General features: G+C 23.8%; 15 protein-coding genes, 2 tRNA genes and 2 pseudogenes. 12 read left to right on the top strand and 7 right to left on the bottom strand.

All coding sequences use genetic code 11. The features are described from left to right. Nucleotides 1-463: 463 nt before the first annotated feature. Nucleotides 464-1,108: a ribonuclease T gene (gene rnt, locus ABNS14_RS03215; protein ID WP_348666289.1), complete on the bottom strand. Its 645-nt coding sequence runs from the start codon at nucleotides 1,106-1,108 to the stop codon at nucleotides 464-466. 1,450 nt (nucleotides 1,109-2,558) lie between these two features. Here rnt and pdxH point away from each other — a divergent pair. Next, nucleotides 2,559-3,212, top strand: a complete 654-nt coding sequence (pdxH, locus tag ABNS14_RS03210; RefSeq protein WP_348666287.1) for a pyridoxamine 5'-phosphate oxidase — start codon at nucleotides 2,559-2,561, stop codon at nucleotides 3,210-3,212. Nucleotides 3,213-3,322: 110 nt separating this feature from the next. Beyond that, complete coding sequence (gene tyrS, locus ABNS14_RS03205; protein ID WP_348666285.1) at nucleotides 3,323-4,597, top strand: tyrosine--tRNA ligase; 1,275 nt, start codon at nucleotides 3,323-3,325, stop codon at nucleotides 4,595-4,597. 785 nt (nucleotides 4,598-5,382) lie between these two features. On the opposite strand, the gene hemB is transcribed toward tyrS, so the two are convergent. After that, nucleotides 5,383-6,360, bottom strand: coding sequence for a porphobilinogen synthase (gene hemB, locus ABNS14_RS03200; protein WP_348666677.1), 978 nt, complete (start codon nucleotides 6,358-6,360; stop codon nucleotides 5,383-5,385). Between the two features lie 1,142 nt (nucleotides 6,361-7,502). On the opposite strand from hemB, the gene dusA reads away from it, so the two are divergent. Then, a complete protein-coding gene (gene dusA, locus ABNS14_RS03195) occupies nucleotides 7,503-8,504 on the top strand; it encodes a tRNA dihydrouridine(20/20a) synthase DusA (protein WP_348666283.1) in 1,002 nt (333 codons plus the stop codon). Nucleotides 8,505-8,554: 50 nt separating this feature from the next. Here the strand turns inward: dusA and ABNS14_RS03190 are convergent. Both ABNS14_RS03190 and gltX read right to left on the bottom strand, forming a co-directional pair. Continuing rightward, nucleotides 8,555-8,630: transfer RNA gene (locus tag ABNS14_RS03190), tRNA-Ala, on the bottom strand. 185 nt (nucleotides 8,631-8,815) lie between these two features. Further along, nucleotides 8,816-10,228, bottom strand: a complete 1,413-nt coding sequence (gene gltX / locus ABNS14_RS03185) for a glutamate--tRNA ligase (protein WP_348666281.1) — start codon at nucleotides 10,226-10,228, stop codon at nucleotides 8,816-8,818. A gap of 333 nt (nucleotides 10,229-10,561) precedes the next feature. On the opposite strand from gltX, the gene ABNS14_RS03180 reads away from it, so the two are divergent. Beyond that, a tRNA-Val gene (locus ABNS14_RS03180) sits at nucleotides 10,562-10,635 on the top strand. A gap of 912 nt (nucleotides 10,636-11,547) precedes the next feature. Beyond that, on the top strand, nucleotides 11,548-12,537 hold the full coding sequence (pgl, locus tag ABNS14_RS03175; RefSeq protein ID WP_348666280.1) for a 6-phosphogluconolactonase: 990 nt from the start codon (nucleotides 11,548-11,550) through the stop codon (nucleotides 12,535-12,537). 12 nt (nucleotides 12,538-12,549) lie between these two features. Here pgl and bioA read toward each other — a convergent pair whose 3' ends face one another. Beyond that, nucleotides 12,550-13,836: an adenosylmethionine--8-amino-7-oxononanoate transaminase gene (bioA, locus tag ABNS14_RS03170; protein WP_348666278.1), complete on the bottom strand. Its 1,287-nt coding sequence runs from the start codon at nucleotides 13,834-13,836 to the stop codon at nucleotides 12,550-12,552. 118 nt (nucleotides 13,837-13,954) lie between these two features. On the opposite strand from bioA, the pseudogene bioB reads away from it, so the two are divergent. From bioB to sseA, 6 genes and pseudogenes are all read left to right on the top strand, one after another. Beyond that, nucleotides 13,955-14,882 (top strand): annotated as a pseudogene (bioB, locus tag ABNS14_RS03165) (biotin synthase BioB); the annotation flags it as partial. Nucleotides 14,883-14,988: 106 nt separating this feature from the next. Beyond that, nucleotides 14,989-16,155 (top strand): 8-amino-7-oxononanoate synthase, encoded by a 1,167-nt coding sequence (locus ABNS14_RS03160; protein WP_348666676.1) that lies wholly within the window; start codon nucleotides 14,989-14,991, stop codon nucleotides 16,153-16,155. Next, nucleotides 16,124-16,897 carry a malonyl-ACP O-methyltransferase BioC gene (gene bioC / locus ABNS14_RS03155; protein WP_348666274.1) on the top strand — a complete coding sequence of 258 codons (774 nt, stop codon included), beginning with the start codon at nucleotides 16,124-16,126 and terminating at the stop codon, nucleotides 16,895-16,897. Before ABNS14_RS03160 ends, bioC begins: the two co-directional genes overlap by 32 nt. Next, a complete protein-coding gene (gene bioD / locus ABNS14_RS03150) occupies nucleotides 16,890-17,582 on the top strand; it encodes a dethiobiotin synthase (RefSeq protein ID WP_348666273.1) in 693 nt (230 codons plus the stop codon). The genes bioC and bioD overlap by 8 nt, the downstream gene beginning before the upstream one ends. Before the next feature lie 471 nt (nucleotides 17,583-18,053). Continuing rightward, nucleotides 18,054-18,764, top strand: a complete 711-nt coding sequence (locus tag ABNS14_RS03145; protein ID WP_348666271.1) for a Bax inhibitor-1/YccA family protein — start codon at nucleotides 18,054-18,056, stop codon at nucleotides 18,762-18,764. A gap of 764 nt (nucleotides 18,765-19,528) precedes the next feature. Next, the gene (gene sseA, locus ABNS14_RS03140) at nucleotides 19,529-20,368 is read left to right on the top strand and encodes a 3-mercaptopyruvate sulfurtransferase (RefSeq protein WP_348666269.1); all 840 of its coding nucleotides are present in this window, start codon (nucleotides 19,529-19,531) and stop codon (nucleotides 20,366-20,368) included. Between the two features lie 321 nt (nucleotides 20,369-20,689). On the opposite strand, the gene rhtA is transcribed toward sseA, so the two are convergent. Continuing rightward, the gene (gene rhtA, locus ABNS14_RS03135) at nucleotides 20,690-21,562 is read right to left on the bottom strand and encodes a threonine/homoserine exporter RhtA (RefSeq protein WP_348666267.1); all 873 of its coding nucleotides are present in this window, start codon (nucleotides 21,560-21,562) and stop codon (nucleotides 20,690-20,692) included. A 1,249-nt stretch (nucleotides 21,563-22,811) separates the two neighbouring features. Here rhtA and folE point away from each other — a divergent pair. Then, nucleotides 22,812-23,477 (top strand): GTP cyclohydrolase I FolE, encoded by a 666-nt coding sequence (gene folE / locus ABNS14_RS03130; protein ID WP_348666266.1) that lies wholly within the window; start codon nucleotides 22,812-22,814, stop codon nucleotides 23,475-23,477. A gap of 997 nt (nucleotides 23,478-24,474) precedes the next feature. On the opposite strand, the pseudogene metG reads toward folE, so the two are convergent. Continuing rightward, nucleotides 24,475-26,118, bottom strand: a pseudogene (metG, locus tag ABNS14_RS03125) (methionine--tRNA ligase); the annotation flags it as partial. Between the last annotated feature and the right edge of the window lie 290 nt (nucleotides 26,119-26,408).

Genomic DNA, 26,408 nt, shown 5'->3' with positions numbered 1-26,408 from the left:
GTTTTTTTTATTAATATGTAAACTTTATGAGTTATTTAAGTAATTTTTTAAAAGCAAGTATGATTAACATCATTTATTTTATGTATCAATTTTATTAAAAAAATAATGTATAAATTGTAATTATAAAAATAATATCATCTTATTTTTATCTTTTTAAAAAAAATTAAAAATAATGTTTAGACTTATTTTTTAATATATTTTGGTTTTATTTTTATAAATACTAAATAGTTGTTTGATGTATTTTAAAATTATTTAAAAATTTTTTTCTTGATTTTTAAAGATTTTTTTGATATCTTTTTTGAATTATGCATTATTAATAATAATTAATAATATATTGGCAATAATATAATAGAAGCATAATATATAAAAATATATATCAATATATTTTAGAAATAATTACGATTTTATAAAAAAATTGTATAATTTTTTTTTGTAAAAAATTTGTAGTTTAATATTTTTTTTGTTAGCAATCTGCATTTAATGGCCATCCTCCTAATTTTTTCCATTTATTAACGATTGTGCAAAATAACAATGCTGTTCTATCTGTATCATAAAGTGCGCCATGTGCTTGTTTTCCATCAAAAGGAATTCCTGCAGTATCACATGCTTTAGCTAAAATTGTTTGACCGAAAACTAAACCACTGAGTGTAGCAGTATCAAAAGTAACAAAAGGGTGGAAAGGAGTATGTTTTAAATTTGTTCGATGAGTTGCAGCCATTATAAAACTATGATCAAAATTAGCATTGTGTGCAACAATAATAGCTCGATGACAATCATTATTTTTTATGCCTGTTTTAACCATTTTAAAAAGTTCATTTAGAGCTGTATGTTCATTGACTGCTCTACGTAATGGATTGTGAGGATCTATTCCAGTAAAAGCTAGTGAAGTAGCTTCGATGTTTGCACCTTCAAAAGGTATTAAATGGAAATGAAGTGTTTTATCAATGTCTAACCAACCTTTTTGATCCATTTTTAATGTTATGGCTGCTATTTCTAATAGTGCGTCATTTTTTGCATTAAATCCTCCTGTTTCAACGTCTATAACGACAGGATAATAGCCTCGAAAACGTTCTGATAACGTATGAATATCATTTTTTTTATTAGACATTTTTATATTAATTTATGCTTAAAAATAAAAGAATATTGTTCTATAATTTGTATAGAATATAAAAGATTAGCATAACATAAAAAAATGTATGGATGGATATAATTTTTATGAAAATGTTTATTATATAAATTTTGATTATTTTAATTTTTTTTATCTTAAAAAAAATATAAATTTTATGATTGATATATTTTTTTTGATAAAGTTTTTTACAAAATTCTTTTATATAGAAGAATTAGATATTATTTTTTTATAAAAATTTTTATATTGTATTCATTAAATATATAGTAAAAGTTGTTTATATAAAAAAATAATGTATGAAGATTTAATATAAATAACTTTTTTGAACGTTCTTTTAAAGAAACAATATTATGTTTTGATGTTTCAATAAATTTATAATTTTTTATATAATTATAATATATAAATTAATATATATTTCTTCGCAAGATCCAAATTTTTTATATTTTAAATATTTTTAAGTTTTAAAAAATTAACTTTTTATTAATTGAAGTATTTATTCAATTTTTTGTATATGGTTTTTGGAACCTCACCCGTGCCTGTGTTTTTTATTTTTAAAGTATAAAAATTCTGAAAAATATAAGAAAGATAATATTTTATGTATATTATTATATTTTCTTATCAGATTTTTTAGTTTCTGAAATTGTTAATATATTTTTTTAAAATTACTATTTTTATAAGTTATACATTATAAGTAATATCTATTATGGTATTGGTATTTTTTACACGTGTTAGTTTTGCTGTTTTATAAAAAAAACATTGATTATAATAAGATTCACAATGATCTGTATATAAAAATTAAAAAATAATAATAGAGATTTGATTTAATAAAAAGTTTGCAATGATAAAAATATTATATGGAATAAAAAACAAAAATGTAATACTAAAATTGAATTTATGATTTTTATAAATGCAATTTTAAATACAAACTTTTATATAAACTATTTGTTTTTTATAAATATCATATTTTTCTTATTTTGTAAAATTACAAGATTATATGATTATGTTTACGTCATTTTTGTTATATTTTTTTAAAATTTTTAATTTATTAAGATTTTTATTTTAAAAATATTAAAAATTAAATAATTATAAATTGAGTTTATTTTTGATCTATAAAATTAGATTTTGTATATAAAATATAAACATAAAATACATATTTTTTACAAAAATATTTTTTTTATAAAAATTGAATTTATCTATTAATACATTGAGTAAGATTTTAAGATTTTAAATATAATATATGGATTATAAAAAATATAATATGAATAATATAATTATATTTATTTTTTTTATTTAAGAAAATTTCCTTTTATAAATAGATTATGCTTGTTTTTTATTAATTTTTTAATAATGTTAGTTTGTATATAATTTTTATAAATATTTAAATGTAATATGATTTCAATTTTCATTGAATAAAATCGTTGGAGATAGAGAGATGTTAGAAAATACTCAATTTAATATTTCTAATTGTAGAAGGGAATATTCTAGAGGCATTTTAAGACGTCAAGATTTAACACACGATCCTTTAATTTTATTTGATCTTTGGATGCAAGATGCTTATAAAGAAAAACTGATTGATCCAACAGCGATGTCTATTTCTACAGTAGATAATAATGGACAGCCATATCAAAGAATTGTTTTGTTAAAACACTATGATAAAAATGGATTGATTTTTTATACTAATTTATTTAGTCGCAAATCACAACATATTATTGTTAATAATCACGTTAGTGTATTATTTCCATGGTGTTCATTAGAACGTCAAGTATGTTTTCTTGGTACTGCTAAAAAATTATCTTCTGTCGAAGTTATCAAATATTTTTATAGTCGTCCTAAAGATAGTCAAATAGCAGCTTGGATTTCTCCACAATCAGAAAAAATATCTAGTCGTGATGTTTTAGAAAAAAAATTTTTACAATTTTCTAAAATAGTTAAAAATAGCAAAATCCCTGTGCCTAGTTTTTGGGGGGGGTATCGTATTAAGTTTAATAGTGTAGAATTTTGGCAAGGTGGTAATAAAAGATTGCACGATAGATTTATATATATATGGAAATCTAATCATTGGGAAATTAATCGTTTAGCACCTTAATAAAAAATATTTTTCTTGATGCCTTCATTAAATAAATATGTTTTTTTTAAAAGTTAAGCGATAAATACCATGTATGTAAAATAAAAGATATGATTTATGGAGAGCTATTAATGGTTAATGAAAAATTATTGCAATATTTAAAAAATAGGAGTTTAATTAATCAATTAACAGATGAAAGATACTTAAGTAAGAAACTTTCAAATGAATCAATTAATCTTTATTGTGGTTTTGATCCAACTGCTGATAGTTTACATTTAGGTCATTTAGTTCCGTTGTTATCTTTAAAACATTTTCAAAAGATGGGACACAAACCAATTATTTTAATTGGTGGCGGTACGGCTTTGATTGGTGATCCCAGTTTTAAATCTCATGCACGCAAATTACAAACTTTTGAAATGGTATCTGAATGGGTAAATAAAATTAGTCAACAAATTTTGCCATTCTTAGATTTTGATTGTTCTAAAAATAGTGCCAAAATTATTAATAATTATGATTGGATTAGTAAAATAAATTTATTGACATTTTTGCGTGATATTGGGAAATATTTTTCTGTAAATCAAATGATTCATAAAGAAGCGGTTAAAAAACGTCTTGAACGTGATAATAATGGAATTTGTTTTAGTGAATTTTTTTATAGTTTACTTCAATCTTATGATTTTGCTTATCTTTTTAATAAATATAATGTTAAATTGCAGATAGGTGGATCAGATCAATGGGGTAATATTATTTCAGGTATTGATTTAACACGTCGGTTATATCAAAAAAAAGTTTTTGGTTTAACTGTACCTCTTATTATTAAATCTGATGGTACTAAATTTGGAAAAACAGAAGATGGTGTTATTTGGTTAGATCCAAAAAAAACTAGTCCCTATAAATTTTATCAGTTTTGGATTAATACTAAAGATGTAGATGTTTATCGTTTTTTAAAAATTTTTACTTTTATACCGATTGAAGAAATAGAAGTTTTGCAAAAAGAAGACCAAAATAGTCATAAAAAAAATAGAGCTCAATATTTATTAGCAGAAAAAATTACTCAATTTGTACATGGAAATGAAAGTTTGCAGGCAGCTAAGCGTATTACTAAAAATTTGTTTTTTAATAATATTAATCAATTATCAGTGAAAGATTTTATACAATTGGCACAAGATGGAGTACCGATAATAAAATTACATGTAGGGGCAAATTTGCAGGAAGCATTAATTGAAGCGCAGTTTGTATTTTCACGTGGACAATCTAGAAAAATAATTAAATCTAATGCAGTTATGATTAATGGTAAAAAATGTTCTGATCCTGCCTATGTTTTTACTGAAAAAGATCGTTTGTTTGAACGTTATTCTTTAATAAAACGTGGTAAAAAAAATTACTGTTTAGTATATTGGAAATAATAAGTAATAAATGTGACGTAATTTTATCAATTAAAAATGAATAAAAAATATCGAGATAATAAAATAACTTTCTATTAACAATATTGAAAGCAATTGTACATAGCTTTGTTCAAGAAGTTTTGATATTTAGATCATGATAATATTCTTATTAAAGAATGTAATATAAAAATCATGAATTAGTTTTCATAAAATTATTTTTGTATTTGAAATATTATTAAAATTAATTATTTTAGTTTTAATAAAAATGTAACAAATAAGTAAATTTTAATAAAAACTTCTTTTTTTTAAAAATTGATTTATATTTTTATATTTAACAAATATTTTATGTAATAAAAAATTATACTAATTATTTTATTTATTATTGGTAATAAATTGATTTTAAATGTAATTTACAAGATTTTATATCAATAATTAATTTATTAAAATTGTTATATTAACTAAAAAATTTTGTGTGCATGTTATTTTATAAAAGAATAAAACTAAGTAATGCATATGTGGTTTTTAATTTTTTATATTATAAAAGTTATTCAAAATTTTTTATTTAAAAATAACATAAAATTTTTTGTATATATGTTTTTAATAATGATTTTTACATAAAATAATTTTTATATAAAAGAAAATATTATTCATTAATTTTCTAAAAAATATATTTCTCTAGTTTTCTTTAATAATTTTTTAAGTGTCATGTATTTGAATAACATCAATATTACTAATTGCAGATTCTTGTGTTTTAATTTTTAAAATTATTTTTTTATTTTTTTTAATTTTTTAAAATATGAAATTAATTAAATTTGTTTTTTTTCTGCTAAATCTAATGCAAAATAACTTAATATTAATGTAGCTCCTGCACGTTTTATTACACTCAATGTTTCTAAAACAACATCAATTTCGTTAATTACACCAGCTTTAGCCGCAAATTTTATTAGAGAAAATTCCCCGCTGACTTGATAGGCAGCTAATGGTAAAGTAGTTCTTTCACGAATATCACGTATAATATCAAGAGAAGTACCTGCTGGTTTTATCATTAAAATGTCAGCACCTTCTTTTTCGTCTATTAATGATTCTCTAATAGCTTCATTACGGTTCATTGGATTGATTTGATAACTTTTTCGATCACCAATTAAAGAAGATCCTATAGCTTCACGAAAAGAATTGTAAAGATTAGAAGCGAATTTAGTTGAGTAAGACATAATACCAGTATGTATAAAACCCGCTTTATTGAGTGCATTCCGAATTGTAAAAACTTGTCCATCCATAGCTGCAGAAGGTGCAATAAAATCAGCACCAGCATTTGCTGCAGTAATCGCTTGTTTTTGTAGATTCAACAATGTTTTATCATTATCAACGGTATTTCTTTTTAAGATTCCACAATGTCCATGAGAAGTATATTGGCAAAAGCAAGTATCAGAAATTACTATGATTTCTGGTACTGTATTTTTACAAATTTTTGACATACGAGCAATTAATCCATTTTCTTTCCAAGTATCACTACCTATTGCATCTTGGTTATGAGAAACACCAAATAACATAACTGATTTGAGACCAGATTTAGCAATACGTTCAATTTCGTAAGGTAATTTATTTTCAGGGATACGAAATATACCGGGCATACTTGTAATAGCTTGATAATCTTGAATATTTTCTTCAATAAATAAAGGTAATATTAAATCATTTATGCTTAAATTTGTTTCTTGAAATAAATTTCGAATGGATTTTGTTTGACGTAATCTTCTTAAACGTTGAATATTTTGTTGATATCGCATATGTTTTCCTATCATGAGTATTCATAATATTTTTTGTTTATTGGCATTATATGATTTTGTTAATTAATCATGATATTTTTATATGTTATATAATGTGTAAATAATATTTTGTTCTAAAATTTGTTTTTTTTTAATTAAATACTTTTGTGATTAATTTTTCTGTATTTTTTATGATAAGAATATCATACATTGTTTAAATTACATTAAATTATCATTTTTATTTTTTATTAAATTTTATAAAATTTCTTAATAATTAATATTATGATAATAAATTTTAAATTATTCTTTTTATTTATATATTAAATAATGAACATTTAATGATTTTTTTTTGTAATTTCATTTGATATTTTAAAATCATTCTAAAACTAAAATATATATTACTATGAAAGATAAAACTATGGATATTTAGCTGTTATGTTTAGTTTTTTTATTGCATATTTTTTATTTTTGAATAAGTAATTTATTTTAAAATATTTAATAATAAAAATTAGATATAAAATTTTTGATATAATATTTAGGTTATTAAATATATTTTTTATTTTTTAAATATGTATGAGAATAATTATTGATGTATCGATAATATATGTATCCTTGTATTCGAAATAATGTATTTTATTCATTTTGAATGCATTGCATTATTAAAGTATTTATATAAAAAATAACAATATTTAAATTAAAAAATCATTCAATAAATCATGTATTATGCAATATATTATATTTAAAAAAAACAATATATTATATTTAATATATAATATGTATTTTTTCAATTTTAAAAAAGTAATATTTAAAAAATATTTTTTAAATATTATGTAGTATTTTAAATATTTATAGATTTATCAAAATAAATAATATATTTTTTATTTTGATTGTAATGTTGAATAATTATCGTTTTTTAAAAAAAAATAATAAATATGATACTAATTTTTCAAGATGTCTTAACTCTTTAATTTATGGATGAATAATTTTAATATATAAAATATTTTTATACTTTTCTGTTTTTTAATTAATTTCTAGAAATCAGTGTTATTAATATTGTGAATTAAGTAATATTCAATTTTATTGAACAGTAGTTAATTAACAATGAAATTATTTTGTTAATATTTTCTTTATAAAAAATAAAAAATAACTAATATAATTAATGCATGAAAATTAAATATTATAATGTAAATCGTTTTAGTGTAGCTCCAATGCTTGATTGTACAGATCGTCATTGTCGTTATTTTTATAGATTATTAACCAAAAAAGCTTTACTTTATACAGAAATGGTGACAACTAATGCTATTATTTATGGAAATATAAAAAATATATTAACTTATAATAAAGAGGAACATCCGTTAGCTTTGCAGTTAGGTGGAAATAAACCAAAAGAATTAGCTTATTGTGCAAAAATAGCTCAAAAATATAATTATGATGAAATTAATTTAAATATTGGATGTCCATCTAATAGAGTGAAAAGTGGTTTTTTTGGCGCTTCTTTAATGAGAGAAGCTTCTTTAGTAGCAGATTGTGTAAAAGCAATGCAAGATGTAGTAACCATTCCTGTCACAATTAAAACTCGTATTGGAGTTGATAATGATGATAGTTATGATTTTTTAATTAATTTTGTTGATACAATTGTTACTAATAGTCAATGTCGTTTGTTTATTATTCATGCTCGTAAAGCATGGTTATCTGGATTGACACCTAAGAAAAATAGAGAGGTACCTCCTTTAAATTATCAACGTGTTTATCAATTAAAAAAATATTTTCCTCATTTAATCATTGTACTTAATGGTGGAATCAAAACTATTAATGAAGCTAAAAAACATTTAGAATATCTTGACGGTGTTATGATCGGGAGAGAGGTATATAGAGATCCTAGTTTATTAATGGAGGTTGATTATAAAATATTTGGAGAAAGTCATAATTTATTATTTGATAAAATTGCAGCAATACAAGCAATGTATCCTTATATCCATCAAGAATTAAAAAATGGTACTTTTTTGGGTCATATTACTCGACCTATGTTAGGAATGTTTTCAGGAGTTTCAGGATCTCGTCAATGGCGACGATATTTAAGTGAAAATGCATATAAAAAAAATGCAGATATTAGTATTGTTAACAAAGCGTTGAAATTTATTACAAAAAATAATTTTCTAGCTTAAATTAATTAGCATAAAGCATACTATAGTTAAAGAATTATATGTTCTAAATTTGGTGGAGCTAAGCGGGATCGAACCGCCTGCCTCTTGCATGCCATGCAAGCGCTCTTCCTTTTGAGCTATAGCCCCAAACAAAAGAATTAAAGAAAAGAATTAAAGTTTATAATATTTAATGTTTAATATATCTTAATTTTAATTTTTTTGATTAAGTTTAAAAAAATAATTTTGAGTGTATGTAATCTTACAAAATCTAATTTATTTGTAAAATACATATAATTTAAATTAAAAATAATGTTTTGTTTTGAATTAAAATGTTATTTTTTTATATTATTAATGTAGAGTAAAGCATTATTAATCCGTTTTAATACACGATTTTTTCCGATGGCATGTAAAGTTGCATCAATGCTTGGGGAATGAATGGTTCCAGTTAAAGCAATACGTAATGGCATACAAATTTTTTGAATATTAATTTCTAGTGTTGATGCAGTTAATTTTATCACTTCATAAATACTTTCTTTTTTCCAAGTATTTATCTTTTCTAATTTTTCTCTTATTGTTTTTAAAGGTAAGATAGCAGTCTTGCATAAATATTTTTTTGATTCTTCTTCAATTTTACATAAATCAAAATCTTGATAAAAATAGTGAGATGATGTAGCAATTTCTTTTAAAGTTTTTGAATGTTTACCCAGAAGTTTTATTAAATTTTCTAGAGTAGGACCAGATTTTATATTAAGACCTTGTTGTTCCATGTGCCACTTTAAATGTTTCGCAACATATTCTGGTGGTAATGTATTAATGTAATAATGATTTAGCCATAATAATTTTTTAATATCAAATATACTAGCTGATTTGTTAATCTTTTGTAAAGAAAAATGATTTATCATTTCATCTAAATTAAAAATTTCTTGGTCACCATGAGACCATCCTAGACGAACTAAATAGTTTAGTAATGATTCTGGTAAGTAACCTTCTTCGCGGTATTCCATAATACTAATAGCTCCATGACGTTTAGATAATTTTTTACCATCATCACCTAATATCATTGAAACATGTGCATATTTAGGTATTGGTGCATTCAGTGATTTTAATATATTAATCTGTCTTGGAGTATTATTCAGATGATCTTCACCACGTATTACATGAGTGATTTTCATATCCCAGTCATCAATAACTACACAAAAATTATAAGTTGGAGTACCGTCGCTTCGACGTATGATTAGATCATCTAATTCAAGATTGCTAAATTTAATCCATCCGCGAATTTTGTCTTCGAAAATTACTGAACCTTTTTTTGGATTAGCAAAACGTACTACATGAGGTTTATTGATTTGATCATTATTATTATTTCTACAATAGCCATCATAACGTGGTTTTTGACCATTAGAAATTTGATTTTTTCGTAAGTTATTTAATCTAGTTTTAAGACAATAACAACGATATGCTATTCCTTTATCTAGCATGTGATTAATTACTGCATGATAGCGATTGAAGCGTTTAGTTTGGTAATAAGGACCTTCATCCCAATTTAAATTTAACCAATTCATTCCATCAATAATAGCATTAATACTTTTTTTTGTTGAACGTGCAATATCTGTATCTTCAATACGTAATATAAATTTTCCTTTGTTATGTCGACTGTAAAGCCATGAGTAAAGTGCAGTACGAGCGCTACCAACATGTAGAAAACCTGTCGGACTTGGTGCAAAACGGGTTTTTGTTGTGTTCATAAAAAATGACCTAAAATATTTTTTAATATCTTATGATTACAAAAATAGATATTTTTTCAACAAAATTTTATGTATAACTATATGTAATGTAATACTTTTATATTTCTAGTATTAGCAATTAAGTTTTTTTTATTTTTATTTTATTTTTATCTAATATAAACATTTCTATAATCTATTATTTTTTAATTTCTTATATAGTATAAGCTTAGTTTGAATCTAATGTAATACTTTTTATAAAGTTTTTTGTTTTTGATTGTATTAATAATTTTTTGTAAAAAAATTGACTTTATTAAGAATTATATATAAAATTTAGAATTGTTTCATTTTGACGATGGGCGATTAGCTCAGTTTGGTAGAGCATCTCCCTTACAAGGAGGGGGTCATCAGTTCAAGTCTGGTATCGCCCATAATTCCCTATATTATTATTAAGTATTATTAAGTAATAATTATTAAGTATTATTAAGTAATAATAAATTTTAACCAATATTAAATTTAAACATCAATATAAAAGTATAAAAAACGTTAATTTACAAAAACTAAAAAAAATTATCATTTTTTGTATGACAATTAATTAAATACGTTGTTAATTTTTTTAAAAATTTGCATTAAATTCTATTAAAAAAATCTATCGATTTATCGTATTATAAATCAATATGATTTAGATATATTACTGACTATATTCATTAGTAAAACTAAATAAAAAATGAATATTTTTATTCTGTAGTTTCATTTAACATACTAAATCATATAAAGTTATTATATATCTTTTAAGTATTTTTTTTGTAATTTTTAATTATAAATTTATATAATTATTATTAATAATCAACATTAGGAAATATTTCATAATTATTTATTTTTTAATGTATTTCATAAATATTTATTTAAATAGTTTATAAATAAAATTTATATAATATAATAGTATTTATTTTTTTTAAAATGTTTGTTTTAACATAATATGTTGTGCATGAAATTTTTATGGTAATTTAGATAAAAATATTTTTGCATAAATATTTTTTTGTAACCTTTTTGCAAACAAATGTTTGTAATTAGCTATATTTTTTGAATTGAATTTTAAATATTACATAAAAATAAGATATATCATAGTATATATTATGAATATACGGTTTTTTTTGAAAATAAAAGAATTATAAAAAATCATGACTGTGATATCTGTTAAATTTATGTTTTTTTAACAGTAGTGAACAGCATTATTGAAAAATATTTATTTTTTTTGAAGGTTTTTTTTGGTTATTAACAAGATTTTTTTCGTTAATATTTTTGTATAATTAAAGTATTTCTTGTATTTAAAAGGTTTAATTATGAAACAAGTAGTATATGTTGCAAGCCCAGAAAGCAAACAACTTTATGTTTGGTCATTACATAATACAGGTAAATTAACTTTATTACAAGAATTAATATTACCACATCCAGGACAAACAATACAAATTAGTCATGATGGTAAATATCTCTATCTTGGCGTTCGTGATGAATGTTCTATTATAACTTATCTTATTTCAGATGAAGGTAAACTTACCAAAAAAGCCATTACAAAAATTCCATCTTCACCAACTTATATGATTATAGATCATTATAACAAATGGTTATTTATCGCTTCTTATCATGGAAATCAATTAATGGTATTACCAATTGATGCAGAAGGGATTGTTCATTCGGTTATTCAAATTATTGATCATTTACAACATCCTCATGCTGTAGGTATAAGTTTTGACAAACAATATTTATTAGTTCCTTGTTTAAGAGAAGATATCATTCGAATTTTTGTAATTGGCTATAATAAAAATCCTCTTAAAGAACATAGCTTTAATTCTATTTCTACTAAAAAAGGTGCAGGACCTAGACATTTAGTGTTTCATCCTTATAAAGATATTTTTTATTGTGTGAATGAGTTAGATGCAACTATTGGTGTTTATAATTTTTTAAAAACTTATCGGCAAGTAGAAAAATATAATATCATACCCGTTGGTTTAAAGAATAAACCTTGGGCAGCAGATATACACATTACCCCAGATGGTTATCACCTTTATGCCAGTGAGCGTTCTACAAGTATTATTCGACATTTTCAAGTAATAAGTGATGGTTTACAATTATTGCCAATAGAATCATATGCAACAGAAATACAGCCACGTGGTTTTAATATTGATAATGCCGGTAATTTTTTGCTGGTGGTTGGTCAAAAATCTAATCATATTTCTGTCTATAAAATAAATCCCGTTACTGGTTTTTTAGAGTTTATAGAACGGTATTTAGTAGGAAAAGGTCCAATGTGGATTGCAATTCATACATTGTAAATAAAAATAAAATTATTGAAACAATGTATTCATTGAGATTATTTTTTTGATTGCATCCGTTAATTTAGTTAATTGTTCAGGTTTAATAATATAAGGTGGCATCAAATAAATCAATTTACCGAATGGTCGAATCCATACTCCTTCATTAACAAATTGACGTTGTAATTTACTTACATTTAGATATTCTTTCATTTCAATCACTCCAATTGCACCTAGAACTCTTATGTTAAAAATTCTAGGATGATCTTGAAGATCATAGAGTTCAGAAAATAACTGATTTTCAATATTTTTTACCCATATTTTCCATGGACTATTTTTTAATAATGTTAAATTAGCATCAGCAATTGCACAAGCTAATGGATTACCCATAAAAGTTGGTCCATGCATAAAACAACCTGGTTCATGATTACTAATTGTTTCTGCGATATGACGAGTGGTTAATGTAGCTGAGAGTGTAAGATAACCAGCAGTCAGTGCTTTTCCTAAACATAAAATATCAGGTACAATAGAACTGTGTTCATAAGCAAATAATTTTCCAGTTCGACCAAATCCTGTTGCTATTTCATCCGTAATTAATAAGATGTGATAGCGATTACATAATTTTCTTACTGCTTTTAGATAATCAGGGTGATAAATACGCATTCCACCTGCTCCTTGTACAATAGGTTCAAGGATAATAGCTGCAATTTTATCAGCATATTTTTTAAGTTTTTTTTCTAAATTTTCTATATCTTCTTCATTCCATTTATCATAAAAACTATATTTTGGAGCTGGTACAAAAAAGTGGGGAAGCAGATAACCTTTATAAAGATTATGCATAGAATTTTTTGGATCGCAAACTGACATAGCACCAAAAGTATCACCGTGATATCCGTTTTCTAAGGCAATAAATTTATGACGTTTTTCTCCCTTTGCATACCAATATTGTAATGCCATTTTTAATGCAACTTCTATTGCTACAGAACCTGAATCAGCAAGAAAAATACACTCTAATTTTTCATCGGTAATATCCATTAATTGTCGGCATAATGCAATAGCTGGTGGATGTGTGATACCACCAAACATAACATGTGACATTTTATTTAATTGTTTTATAGCTGCTTGATTTAGTATTGGATGATTATAACCATAAATAGCTGCCCACCAAGAAGACATGCCATCAATTAGTTTTCTTCCATCTGCCAATTCAAGTTCAACACCTGATGCAGTAATAATTGGATAAGAGGGCATTGGATTAATCATAGAAGTATATGGATGCCAAATGTGTTTAATATCAAAATTAAGATCATCTAATTTCATGTTATTGACTCAACTAATTATATTATTTTAAATAATTTTGTTTATTTTTGTTGACATGATAACGCTATTATTTAAACTGGCAATACTTTTTATTTCATTAAAAATAAGGATGGTGAAGATGGAAAAATCATGGACGCTTCGTCAAGCACAAGCATTGTTTGATTTACCTTTTTTTGAATTACTTTTTCAAGCACAACAGGTGCATCGTTTATCTTTTGATCCTCAAAGAATACAAGTTAGCACTTTGCTTTCAATTAAGACTGGTGCTTGTCCTGAGGATTGTAAATATTGCCCACAGAGTGCACGTTACAAAACTGGATTAAAAGCTGAGAAACTTTTAGAAGTAGAAAAAGTTATTGAATCAGCAAAACAAGCAAAAAAAGCTGGTTCCACTCGTTTTTGTATGGGAGCTGCATGGAAAAATCCTAACGAACGAGACATGCCATATTTAGAAACTATGGTAAAAGAAGTAAAAGCATTAGGTATGGAAACTTGTATGACATTAGGTACATTAAATAATGATCAAGCACGTCGTTTAGCAGATGCTGGATTAGATTATTATAATCATAATTTAGATACTTCACCTGAATTTTATGGGCATGTCATTACTACACGTACTTATCAAGAACGTCTTGATACATTGGATAAAGTACGTGAAGCAGGCATGAAAGTGTGTTCTGGTGGTATTTTAGGTTTAGGTGAAAATGTAATTGATCGAGCAGCATTATTAGTGCAATTAGCTAATTTACCAAAAGTGCCAGAAAGTGTACCAATTAATATGTTAATAAAAGTAAAAGGTACCCCATTTGAAAATAATCAAGATATTGATCCATTTGATTTAATTCGTACAATTGCTATTGCTCGTATTATGATGCCTACTTCTTATGTGAGACTTTCTGCTGGTCGCGAAAAAATGAATGAACAAACACAAGCATTGTGTTTTATGGCGGGAGCCAATTCTATTTTTTATGGTTGTAAATTATTAACAGCTGGCAATCCCACGGAAGACAAAGATCAGCAATTATTCCAAAAGTTAAATATTAATACTGAAAAAAGAAATATTAACTTAAATTATCCAGAAGAAATGAAAAAATCAGAAGATACTTTGATGAAAGTTGTTGATACAGAACAGTTTTACAATGCGGCAATATGATGAATTGGGCAACCTTTTTAAATACTCATCTTAATATACGAAAAAAAGAAACATTATGGCGAAAACGCAATATTATTGAAAATAATAATGGACGTACTTTAATATTCAACCAGCAAAAATATATTAATTTTTCAAATAATGATTACTTAGGATTAAGCCATAATAATGCGATTATTAATGCTTGGAAAATTGGATTAAACAAATATGGAGTAGGTAGTGGAAGTTCTGGCCATATTATAGGTTATACTGATGCTCATGCAGTATTAGAAGAACAACTAGCTGATTGGTTAGGATATCCTAAAGCTTTATTGTTTATTTCTGGTTATACCTTAAACCAGGCTGTTATTATCACTTTAATGAATAAATATGATTATATTTTGGCTGATAGGTTAACTCATGCGTCCTTATTAGATGCAGCAATTTTATCTCCAGCAACATTAAAACGATTTGCACATAATCAAATTAATAATTTGGAAAAATTTTTAAAAAATAATCACAAAGGAAAAACATTAGTTGTAACTGAAGGAGTATTTAGTATGGATGGTGATACTAGCCCTTTATTACAATTACAAATTGCAACGGAAAAAAGAAAAGCATGGTTATTAGTAGATGATGCACATGGTATTGGTGTAATAGGTTATGAAGGAAAAGGTAGTTGTGATTTACATAAAATAAAACCTCAACTATTAATAATAACTTTCAGTAAAGCATTTGGTTTAAGTGGAGCAGCTTTGCTTTGTGATGAAAATATTGCAGAATATTTTTTGCAATATGGACGGCATTTAATCTATACTACTTCTATGCCACCAGCACAAGCTGTGGCATTATCCGAAGCAATTATTCAAGTTCGTCAAGCAGATCAATTAAGAAAAAATTTACAGCGTAATATTCTTTATTTTCGTTACTTAGCTACTCAACACAATTTTGCATTACTAAATTCTGCTACAGCAATTCAACCATTGATTATTGGTGATAATCAACGTTGTTTAGAGTTATCTTCATTTTTACGTCATCAAGGATTTTGGGTGCATGCTATTCGTCCGCCAACTGTACCTAATGGTACAGCAAGATTAAGGATCACTATAACGGCTAATCATAGATTAGCCGATATTGCAAAGTTAGTGGAAACTTTACATGAATTCTTCAAAAATAATCCAGATGAATAAAAAAGCTATTGCTCACGCTTTTGGTCGTGCAGCTAAAAATTATGATGATATCGCAATTTTTCAACAACAAAGTGGCCAACATCTTTTTGATTGTGTTTCTACAAGACCAGGTGATATTGTTTTAGATGCTGGTTGCGGTACTGGTTATTTTAGTGATCAGTGGCAATTAGCAGGAAAATATGTTATTGCCTTAGATCTTTCGGAATCTATGTTATCTATTGCAAAAAAAAAACAAACTGCTATAACTTATATACAAGGAGATATGGAATATTTACCATTAAAAAATGAAAGTGTTGATTTATGTTTTAGTCATCTTGCTATTCAGTGGTGTACTAATTTATATACTCCATTGAGTGAATTATATCGTATTACAAAAAAAGGCGGGATAGTTGCTTTTTCTACTTTAGTTGATGGTTCTTTAGAAGAATTAAAACAATCTTGGCAAAAAATCGATAATGATTCTCATATTAATTCTTTTATGACTTTTGAACAAATTAAAATGGTTTGTAAGTATTGGCCTCATAGTTTAGAACAACAATCATGGCAATTAACTTATCCATCATTTGGATCTTTGCTTAAATCTTTAAAAGGTATTGGTGCTACTTATGTAGCAAAAGGGCGTCAAGATCATGGTTTGATGACAAAAAAAAGATTAGCTGAACTTTTTAATCATTATCCAAATAATGGTCATCAATTCCCATTAACTTATCAACTTGTTTTTGGAATATTGTATTGTGAATAAATATTTTTTCTTAACTGGAACTGATACGGATATTGGAAAAACTGTTGTTAGTTGTGCATTATTGCAGGCTGCATCATACAGGGGTTATAAAACAGCAGGTTATAAACCTATAGCTGCAGGTAGTAAACAATCAGTTTTCGGTTTAAGAAATTTAGATGCTGAGCTTTTAAGGAAAAATAGCACTGTAAATCTTAGTTATAATGATGTCAATCCTATTGTTTTTTTAGATGCTACATCACCTAATATAGCTGCTCAAAGAGCAGGTGGATTTATAGATTGTAAAATAATGACTACAGGATTACAAAAATTAAAAGATTGTGCTAATTGGATCATTATTGAGGGGGCTGGTGGTTGGTATACACCATTTTCATTCGAAAAAACTTTTGCTGATTGGGTAATAGAGCAACAATTACCAGTTATATTAACTGTAGGAATAAAATTAGGTTGTATTAATCACGCGATATTAACTGCGCAAGCTATTAAAAATAGTGGTTTATTTTTAATCGGGTGGATTGCTAATAAAATCATTCTTTCAGAAAAATATGAAGCAGATTATTTATTAACATTACAAAAACAATTATCTGTTCCATGCTTGGGAGTAATCCCATATTGTCCTAATTGGGAATCTAATTTTATCGGAAAATTTATAAAGTTTTCTAAAATATTAGATCGAGTTAATTTTTAGATTATGGTATTTAAAATTATTTTTGAGTAATTTTTTTTGTATATAATAATTATAGATAAATTTTTTGATGATTTTTTATGATAAAATAAGTCATTATTATTTATATTGTTAAATTTTTATTTTTTTATAGAAACACTAAATTTTGATATTTTTTAAAAAAAATTGAATAATTAAGAATGTATACATTATAATTAATAATATTATATAGTTATTTTTCTAGATATTCAAAGACCTTATTTGTTATTTTTTAACAAGTATTTTATTATAAAAATAATGTTCATTATATTCAAAAGTATATATATTAGTAATGCTTATTGTTTTTTCTAACGATGTGTTTTTAAAATTTTAATAATTAGTTAATGTTAATTAATGACTTTTTAAAAAAAACATGATATTCTTTTTTGAAGTTTACTGAGTTATTTATTATTTTAAATAGCTTTATCTTTAACTACAGTGATAAGGATAATCATTATGGATTTATTTGATCATAGAAATGATTCAATCATCCAGCGGGCTGGAGCGGGAATTCAAACTTATATGTCTCAAGTATATGGTTGGATGACAGTAGGTTTGTTATTAACAACTTTTGTTTCTTGGTATGCTGTTAATAATAGCAATATTATTACGTATTTAGCAATGCATAGTTGGGTGCTGATAGGACTGATTATTGCTGAAATTGGATTAGTGATAGGGTTATCTTTTTTATTGCCTACATTAAGTGCAGGTGCAGCAACGGCAATGTTTATGTTGTATTCAATGCTAACAGGAATAACAACTTCCTTAGTTTTGATTTCTTATACAGGTGCTTCTGTTGTTAGTACTTTCTTTATAACAGCAGCTATGTTCGGTTCCCTTAGTTTATATGGATATAGTACAAAACGTAACTTAAGTGGTATGAGCATATTTTTATTTATGGCGATAATAGGTATAATTATTGCTTCATTGGTAAATATTTGGTTAAGAAGTGCTGGTTTAATGTTAATGATCAGTTATTTTGCTGTATTAGTGTTTTCTGCTTTAACTGCTTATGATACTCAAAAACTAAAAAATATGGGTAGTCAAATTGATGCTTCAGATCAAGATAATATGCGTAAATATGCTATTGTTGGCGCATTGACACTTTATTTAGATTTTATTAATTTGTTTTTAATGTTATTGCGTATTGCGGCTGATCGACGTTAATTGAAAAATAAAATATTAGTTTCTCTTTTTTTTTAATATTATTTTTTAAATAAATAACCTAGTAGTAATGATAACGCTAGGTTATTTTATAATTTTTTATGTTTTTTGATGTTATTTTTTAGAGATAAGTTAGATAAAAAATATTTTTTTAAAAAATTGCTTTTTATTACTGATATATCAAGGTTATTTTTGATATTAAAATGATATGAAAGAAGAATTTTTTGTATTTTTATTATATTATTGATTATTAATTTTTATTGTATTTTTTGCTTTTATTTTTTAAAAAAATATACTTTAACTTTATGTATTTGAATAATATAAATCTTATTTTTTATATTATATTAAAAATATATTTATATTTTATTTGTAATTAAAATTAAAATATGTTTATTATTTTTAATAAAATTTGATTTTTATATTTGTTTTAAAATTTCTTTTGATACTTAGCAAAGTACATAATATATTAAACTAAAAAATGTATATTAACAGAATATTTATTAATATATTTATTAAATATTTTTATAAAATTTTTAGAAAACTAATAAAAATTAATAATCATTAGATTTTATAATAAAATTAAATTTTGTTCATCTATACATTTTTATATGTCATGCATTAAAAAGTAAGATATATTTAATATAAAAATTTAATTTATAGATTTATAAAAAAAATTTTTCTGATTTTATTTTTTACGAAATCAATTAAATATTTAATTTTTAAAGGATATAACTATAATAGTTATTAGTTTACATCATGGAGTACTTATGTACGAAAGATTTTTTGTTACTCCAAAATGGTTTTATGATCATATAAAAGATAAAAATGTTGTTATTCTTGATGTCTCTTCGAGAAAGCCATTAGAAAAAATAGATTATCAATATTTGTTTTATAAAAAACATATCCCTAGTGCACAATTTTTTAATTTAGATATATGTGATAGGTATGCTCATTTACCACATATGTTACCAGATAAAATAACTTTTAATAATATGGTTGAAGAATTAGGTATTAGTAATACTCATCAAGTAATTCTTTATGATCAAGGTGATTTATTCTCTGCGCCTAGAGCATGGTGGACTTTTAAAATATTCGGGTGCAATCATGTTAAAATTTTATCTGGTGGATTAAGTAGATGGGAAAAAGCTGGCTATTTTTTAGAATCTGGTATTTCTGCTGTAAGAAAAAAACAACGTTTTGTTATTACATATCTTAGTAATCATGTATTATCAAAAAAAGAAGTTTTATCTTTTTTATGGAAATCAGATATTCAATTTATTGATGCTCGTACAACTGCACGTTTTAATGCAAAAAAGCCAGAACCACGTCCAGGATTAAGAATGGGGCATATTCCTGGTAGTAAAAATGTACCTTGGTTTTGGTTGGTTCATAAAGGTTGCTATAAAAAACCAAAAAAATTAAATGCTATTTTTTATAAACAAGGTGTTAATATTAGTATGCCCACTGTAACTAGTTGTGGATCAGGCATGACAGCTGCAGTGGTATTGCTTGCATTGATAATTTTAGGAAACAATAAAGTAAAACTTTATGATGGATCTTGGGCAGAATGGGGGAAAGATAATAATTTACCTATTGAGTCCAAATAAATTTTTATATTACAATTTGATCAATTAAAATGTTTTATGATAATTTATATTTTTATGATATAAAAAATCTACTCTTTTTTTTTGATCTTCTTAAAAAGAGTTAGAAATAATATTAAAAAATATTTTTTTATTCGAAATGTATCGTAATATAGTTTTTTAAAAGAAAAATTATTAGTGTTATTTTTTAAAATAAATAAAAAAATACGTGAAGATATAATAAAATAACATCAACAATAAAAATAAGACAATAATATTCAAAAATTATAATCTAATATTTATTATAATAAATAATTTCTTGAATGTTTTATTGTGAAATTTGGTTCATAGCTTCTTTTTTTTTATACTTAATGTTGAACCAATTGATGCTCCAATTATACAAAATAATGCTAACCATTGAGTAAAAAATAATTTTTCATTAAGAAATATCATACCCATAAAAGCACCCATTGCAGGTTCTAAACTCATTAAGGCACCAAATGTTTTTGTTGGAATTCTGGTTAATGCAAACATTTCAATGGTATAAGGAAATGCAGTAGATAAAATAGCCACAGCAAGTGCAATAGGAAGAATTGAGAAATCAAGCAATTGTTTGATACCAACTGTAAATAAACTAATAGGAAAAAAAATTAATGTAGAAATAAATGAACCCAAAGCTACAGTTTCTGTTCCATATCCTGCACCAGCACGTTGTCCAAAAATAATATACATACCCCAGCAAACACCTGCAGATAAAGCATAAATTATTCCAATTATATCTAAATTATTAATGTTATTTCCTCTAGGAAATAAAAATGCTAATCCAATAATAATCATTGATATCCAAAGAAAATCAATTGGACGTCTTGAAGAAAACATTGCGACAGTTAGTGGACCAGTAAATTCCAATGCAACTACAATACCTAATGGTATTCTCTCTAGCGATAAATAAAATAAAAAATTCATTAAACCTAAAGATATTCCATAAATTAGTAAATCTTTTAGTAAATACCCACGTATTTTTTTTCGCCATGGTTTAAAGATAATAAATAAAATAATTGTTGCCAAAAATAATCGAAGTGTTGTTACGCCAAGTGCACTAATAGTGGGAAATAAACTTTTGGCCAATGAAGCACCACTTTGTATGGATATCATTGCTAAAAGTAATAATAATATTGGTAAAAGTGTTTTTGGTTTGTGATGTAAGAAAAACAACATTAAATATATCCTTAATAAATATAAAAATTATATAAAATTAAATGTGAATTTAGTAATAACATTTTTACTTAATTGTATGAACAATTATTACATAAAAAAATATAAACAAATATTTTTTTTAATTTTTATTAAAAAAAATATTTAAATTTTTATAAAATTATATAACATTATTAAAATAATGTTTTTTGTATAGATATATTTTTTAGAAAAATATTTATTATCAATTTAATATTTTTTTAAAATGAATATTATCATAATGTACTTGTGTATTTATTTATTTTTATAAATTTAGTTATCATTTTTTCAATATTCTAATTACTAAAAATATGATCTTTAATGATCATTGTGTTACTTTCTATTCTTTGAATTGATTTTTTTTTGTTTGTATTTTTTTTAATTATATCAATAATAATTATTATTATGTGTATTTTATATCTAAATTAATTTTAAAGTTTATTATGATAAAGAAATAAATAGGAGATATGTATGAAGATCGTTAATTTTTATTGGTAATAAAATATTATTTCATTATTTTTTATAAATTATATTAAATAATATTTTTATTAAATTTTAAATAAGTATTAATTTATTAATAATTTTATAAAAATAATTAATATGTTTATATATAAAAAATATGTATGATGATTTATGGAAAAAATTTTAAAAATATTTTTTTAAAAAAAAATTTAAGTAAAATTAAATTATATTAATAAGTGAATAAATATATAAAATGAATTATATAAAATATTTTATAAAAATATTTTTTATTAAAATTTTTTGATTAATTAATCAATATGTAATTTTATTTTTAATTAGTTTTTTTTGATACAATATTTTTTAATATTAAGGTTTTTAAAAATATTTAATATATAAAAATATTTTTTATTATTTATTAATATTTTTGATTATTAAATTTTGCTAAATTTTTTATATTAAAATATAATTTATTTTCATTTCTTGAATTAACATTGTGCATTATTTATTATTAAATATATTTAAATATATGTATCATAATATTTAAAACAATTTTTTATTTTTTTGATTTTTGAAAATTTATTTAATTCTGTATGTAATGGTATTGATTGCTATCATTTTAAAAAATATACTGTGAATGTTTTTTGAGGTATAAGTATTCAAGCATTTAAAAATATTGATCATAAAATATATTTTTGTAACAAATTTATAAAAATTCAGTTGTGAAAGTATCGTTTTATATTTTTAATTTAAAAATTATTTATTGGGGAAAAATATGTCATCTTTATCTGAAGAAGCAGATCTTGTTCGTAAAGCATTAGAAAATTCTGGTATTGAAACACCTTTTTATGCTAAATCATTGTTTGATAATCAACGTAAACGGAAGATTAAAAAATGTATGTACAAAATTATGTGTTTACTAAATCTTGATTTAAACAATGATAGTTTGGTAAAAACACCGGAACGTGTTGCTAAAATGTATATTGATGAAATTTTTTCAGGATTAGATTATAACAATTTTCCTAAAATTACTTTAATTGAAAACAAAATGGATGTTGATGAAATGGTTACTGTACGTTATATTACACTTACGAGTTTTTGTGAACATCATTTTATTACAATTGATGGAACAGCAACTGTAGCTTATCTTCCAAAAGATAAACTCATTGGATTATCAAAAATTAATCGTATTGTTCAATTTTTTTCTAATAGACCACAAGTTCAAGAACGTTTAACACAACAAATATTAATTGCATTACAGACATTGTTAAATACTATTAATGTTGCTGTTTCTATTGATGCTATTCATTATTGTGTTAAAGCTAGAGGAATACATGATATGACAAGTAGTACCATGACAACATCTCTTGGTGGTTTGTTTAAATCTAGTCATGATACTCGTCAAGAATTTTTACGTAATGTTTCTCGTTTGCGTAATTAATTAAAATAATATTTTGATAAAAAATATGTTTTGTATATTTATACAAAGTACATAAGTTTGTAAAAAAAATTTGTTATATTTTATCTAATTTATATTAAATATTGTATATTTTATTTTTTTGCAAATAGTTTTTTAAAGTTCATATTTTTTTTGAGGATATATTTTATAAATATTTAAAAATATTTTTATATTACAAAATAAATATTATATAATATATTTGGTAAATTCTAACTTATTTTCACGTGATAATTTTACAAAAATAAAATATTAATCATAATGATTTATTGATTATTTATTTTTTTTAAAAATAATTGAATGTAATTATTGATAAATTAATATTTTATTAAATAATTATAAAACATTAATTTGCTAATGATAATTATTTTTGTATTGATAAAAAATGCTTTTATTATTTTATCAAAAAATACAAAAATTATAAAAATATTTTAGGTATTTATTTTTAATAAATTAATATAATTTTTTCTAAATCATATCTAATGAGAGAGTAAATAAGTATACATTAAGTCAGTGTTATTAATGTAAAATTAAAAGATTAAATATTTGTTTTTATTATTTTTGTGATACATATTTAATATAAATATTATTTATTAGAATGTATATTAGAATGTAGTTGAATATTTTTATATTTTATTAATTTATATTAAAGTTAAGTATTAGTTTTTTATTATATGTATATACATTTAATATTGTGTAAAATAATTTTTAGCATTTAAGATGAACGGTTCAGTTTAATATATTTTTAATGAAAATATGATAAGTAAATTCATATTTTATGATTTATTTGGAACTTTTTAATATTTATAATATTAAGGAATATGTTTATTTAAGTGTTATTTTAATACTAAAATATTTTTATATTTTTATTATTTAGTTATGATATCTGTTTAGATTCAATCAAATAAAAAAATAGTATTTGATATTAATTTAAAATTTTGTTTTTTTATGAATATGAATATAAATATTAATTTGTATTTTTTTTTGAAGATTTTTCTAGCATTTCTGTTGCTTGATGTATGTCAATACGTTGAAATAATTTTTTAAATGGAGTGATTTCATGATTTAATAAAGGATTTTCTATATCTTTCCAGTAAAGTGAAATATTCAAAAATTTTTCTGTACGACTGCTTAATCCAGGTAATACAGGTTTCAGATAAGTCATTAAAACACGAAATAAATTAATTCCCATAGAACATATGTCGTGTAATTCTTTTTCTTTGTTTTCTTTTTTAGCAAGAATCCAAGGTGCTTGATTATCAATATATCGATTAGCTAAATCAGCAAGAAGCATAATTTCATGAATTACTTTGTTATATTCACGATCAGAGAACGCTTGGCCAATTTTTTTTTCTGCTAAAATAAATTTTGCATAAATAGCTGGTTCTGCAAGACGAGATGATAATTTTCCTTGAAATCGTTTAGTAATAAAACTAGCATTTCGTGCTGCAATATTGACGACTTTATTAACTATGTAGCTGTTGATGGTATGTACTAAATCAATTAAATTCAGATCAATATCATTGATGCCTGATGATAATTTAGCTGCATAATAGTATCGTAAACAATCAGGATCAAAGTATTCTAAATAAGAACGTGCAGTAATGAAAGTACCACGTGATTTTGACATTTTAGTTCCATTTATTGTTAAATAACCATGAACTAGTATATTTGTAGGTTTACGATAATTTATACCTTCTAATATTGCTGGCCAAAATAAAGTATGGAAGTAAATAATATCTTTACCAATAAAATGATAAAGATCAGTACTTGTATTTTTTTTCCAATAAGTATCAAAATCAATGTTTGTTTGTTTTTTACATAGATTTTTAAATGTACTTATATAGCCAACAGGTGCATCTAACCAGACATAAAAATATTTGTTTTTTTCGTCTGGTATTTGAAAACCAAAGTAAGGGGCATCGCGAGTAATATCCCATTGTTGCAATCCATTCGTAAACCATTCTTGTGTTTTGTTTCGAACGTGTTTATGTAAAGCATCTGATTTTATCCAATTTTGTAATATATGGCTAAATGCTGGTAAATCAAAGAAAAAATGTTTTGTATTGCGTATTTCAGGGGTGGCACCAGAAATGACTGAATATGGATCAATGAGCTTTGTTGAACTATAAGTAGCACCACATAATTCACAATGATCACCATATTGATGAGGTGCAGAACATATTGGACAAGTTCCTTTAATAAATCTATCTGGAAGGAAAAGACCTTTTATAGGATCATAAGGTTGTGCAATTATTTTGCTTTTTATGTAGCCATTTTTTTTTAATTCTAAAAAAATTTTTTCAGAGAATATCTTGTTTTCTATACTATGAGTTGAATGGTAATTATCATAACTTATAAAAAAAGCTGCAAGATCTTGTTCATGTTCTTTTTTGATTGCGTTAATCATTATTTCTGGTTCAATGTTTAATTGTTGAGCTTTAAGCATGATTGGGGTACCATGTGCGTCATCAGCGCAGATAAAATAGACTTCTTTTCCACGCATACGATGGTAACGTACCCAAATATCTGCTTGAATATGTTCTAAAAGATGACCGAGATGAATTGCACCATTAGCATAAGGTAAAGCACAGGTAACTAACATTTTTTGCGAGATTTTAGACATAGTAGAATTTAATGTTTGTGAATTTATATTTTTTATTCTAATAGATATAGCAAATATGAAGATTATAGATCATTTGTTTTTTATTGTTAATTGATAAATTTGTGTAATGTATATTATTTTAAAGATATTTTTTTAACCGTATAAATATATTTATTTAGTAATATACTGATGCTATTAAAATATGTTAGCATACTAATGATGCTATTAAATGATACTTTAGAACTTTAAAAAAAAGTGATGTGTGTATTGTAAATAAATTGATATTTATTAATTACATAAAAATATTTTAA

This window comes from Arsenophonus symbiont of Ornithomya chloropus, assembly GCF_964026495.1.
In the GTDB taxonomy this organism is placed as follows: domain Bacteria; phylum Pseudomonadota; class Gammaproteobacteria; order Enterobacterales; family Enterobacteriaceae; genus Arsenophonus.
Note: the sequence above shows the minus strand (reverse complement) of the source record. Positions and strands in the feature narration are given on the sequence as shown.

Coding starts and splice junctions, on each gene's coding strand:
- rnt (WP_348666289.1), bottom strand. CDS start 1,108: ATGTCTAATAAAAAAAATGATATTCATACGTTATCAGAACGTTTTCGA.
- pdxH (WP_348666287.1), top strand. CDS start 2,559: ATGTTAGAAAATACTCAATTTAATATTTCTAATTGTAGAAGGGAATAT.
- tyrS (WP_348666285.1), top strand. CDS start 3,323: ATGGTTAATGAAAAATTATTGCAATATTTAAAAAATAGGAGTTTAATT.
- hemB (WP_348666677.1), bottom strand. CDS start 6,360: ATGCGATATCAACAAAATATTCAACGTTTAAGAAGATTACGTCAAACA.
- dusA (WP_348666283.1), top strand. CDS start 7,503: ATGAAAATTAAATATTATAATGTAAATCGTTTTAGTGTAGCTCCAATG.
- gltX (WP_348666281.1), bottom strand. CDS start 10,228: ATGAACACAACAAAAACCCGTTTTGCACCAAGTCCGACAGGTTTTCTA.
- pgl (WP_348666280.1), top strand. CDS start 11,548: ATGAAACAAGTAGTATATGTTGCAAGCCCAGAAAGCAAACAACTTTAT.
- bioA (WP_348666278.1), bottom strand. CDS start 13,836: ATGAAATTAGATGATCTTAATTTTGATATTAAACACATTTGGCATCCA.
- ABNS14_RS03160 (WP_348666676.1), top strand. CDS start 14,989: ATGAATTGGGCAACCTTTTTAAATACTCATCTTAATATACGAAAAAAA.
- bioC (WP_348666274.1), top strand. CDS start 16,124: ATGAATTCTTCAAAAATAATCCAGATGAATAAAAAAGCTATTGCTCAC.
- ABNS14_RS03145 (WP_348666271.1), top strand. CDS start 18,054: ATGGATTTATTTGATCATAGAAATGATTCAATCATCCAGCGGGCTGGA.
- sseA (WP_348666269.1), top strand. CDS start 19,529: ATGTACGAAAGATTTTTTGTTACTCCAAAATGGTTTTATGATCATATA.
- rhtA (WP_348666267.1), bottom strand. CDS start 21,562: ATGTTGTTTTTCTTACATCACAAACCAAAAACACTTTTACCAATATTA.
- folE (WP_348666266.1), top strand. CDS start 22,812: ATGTCATCTTTATCTGAAGAAGCAGATCTTGTTCGTAAAGCATTAGAA.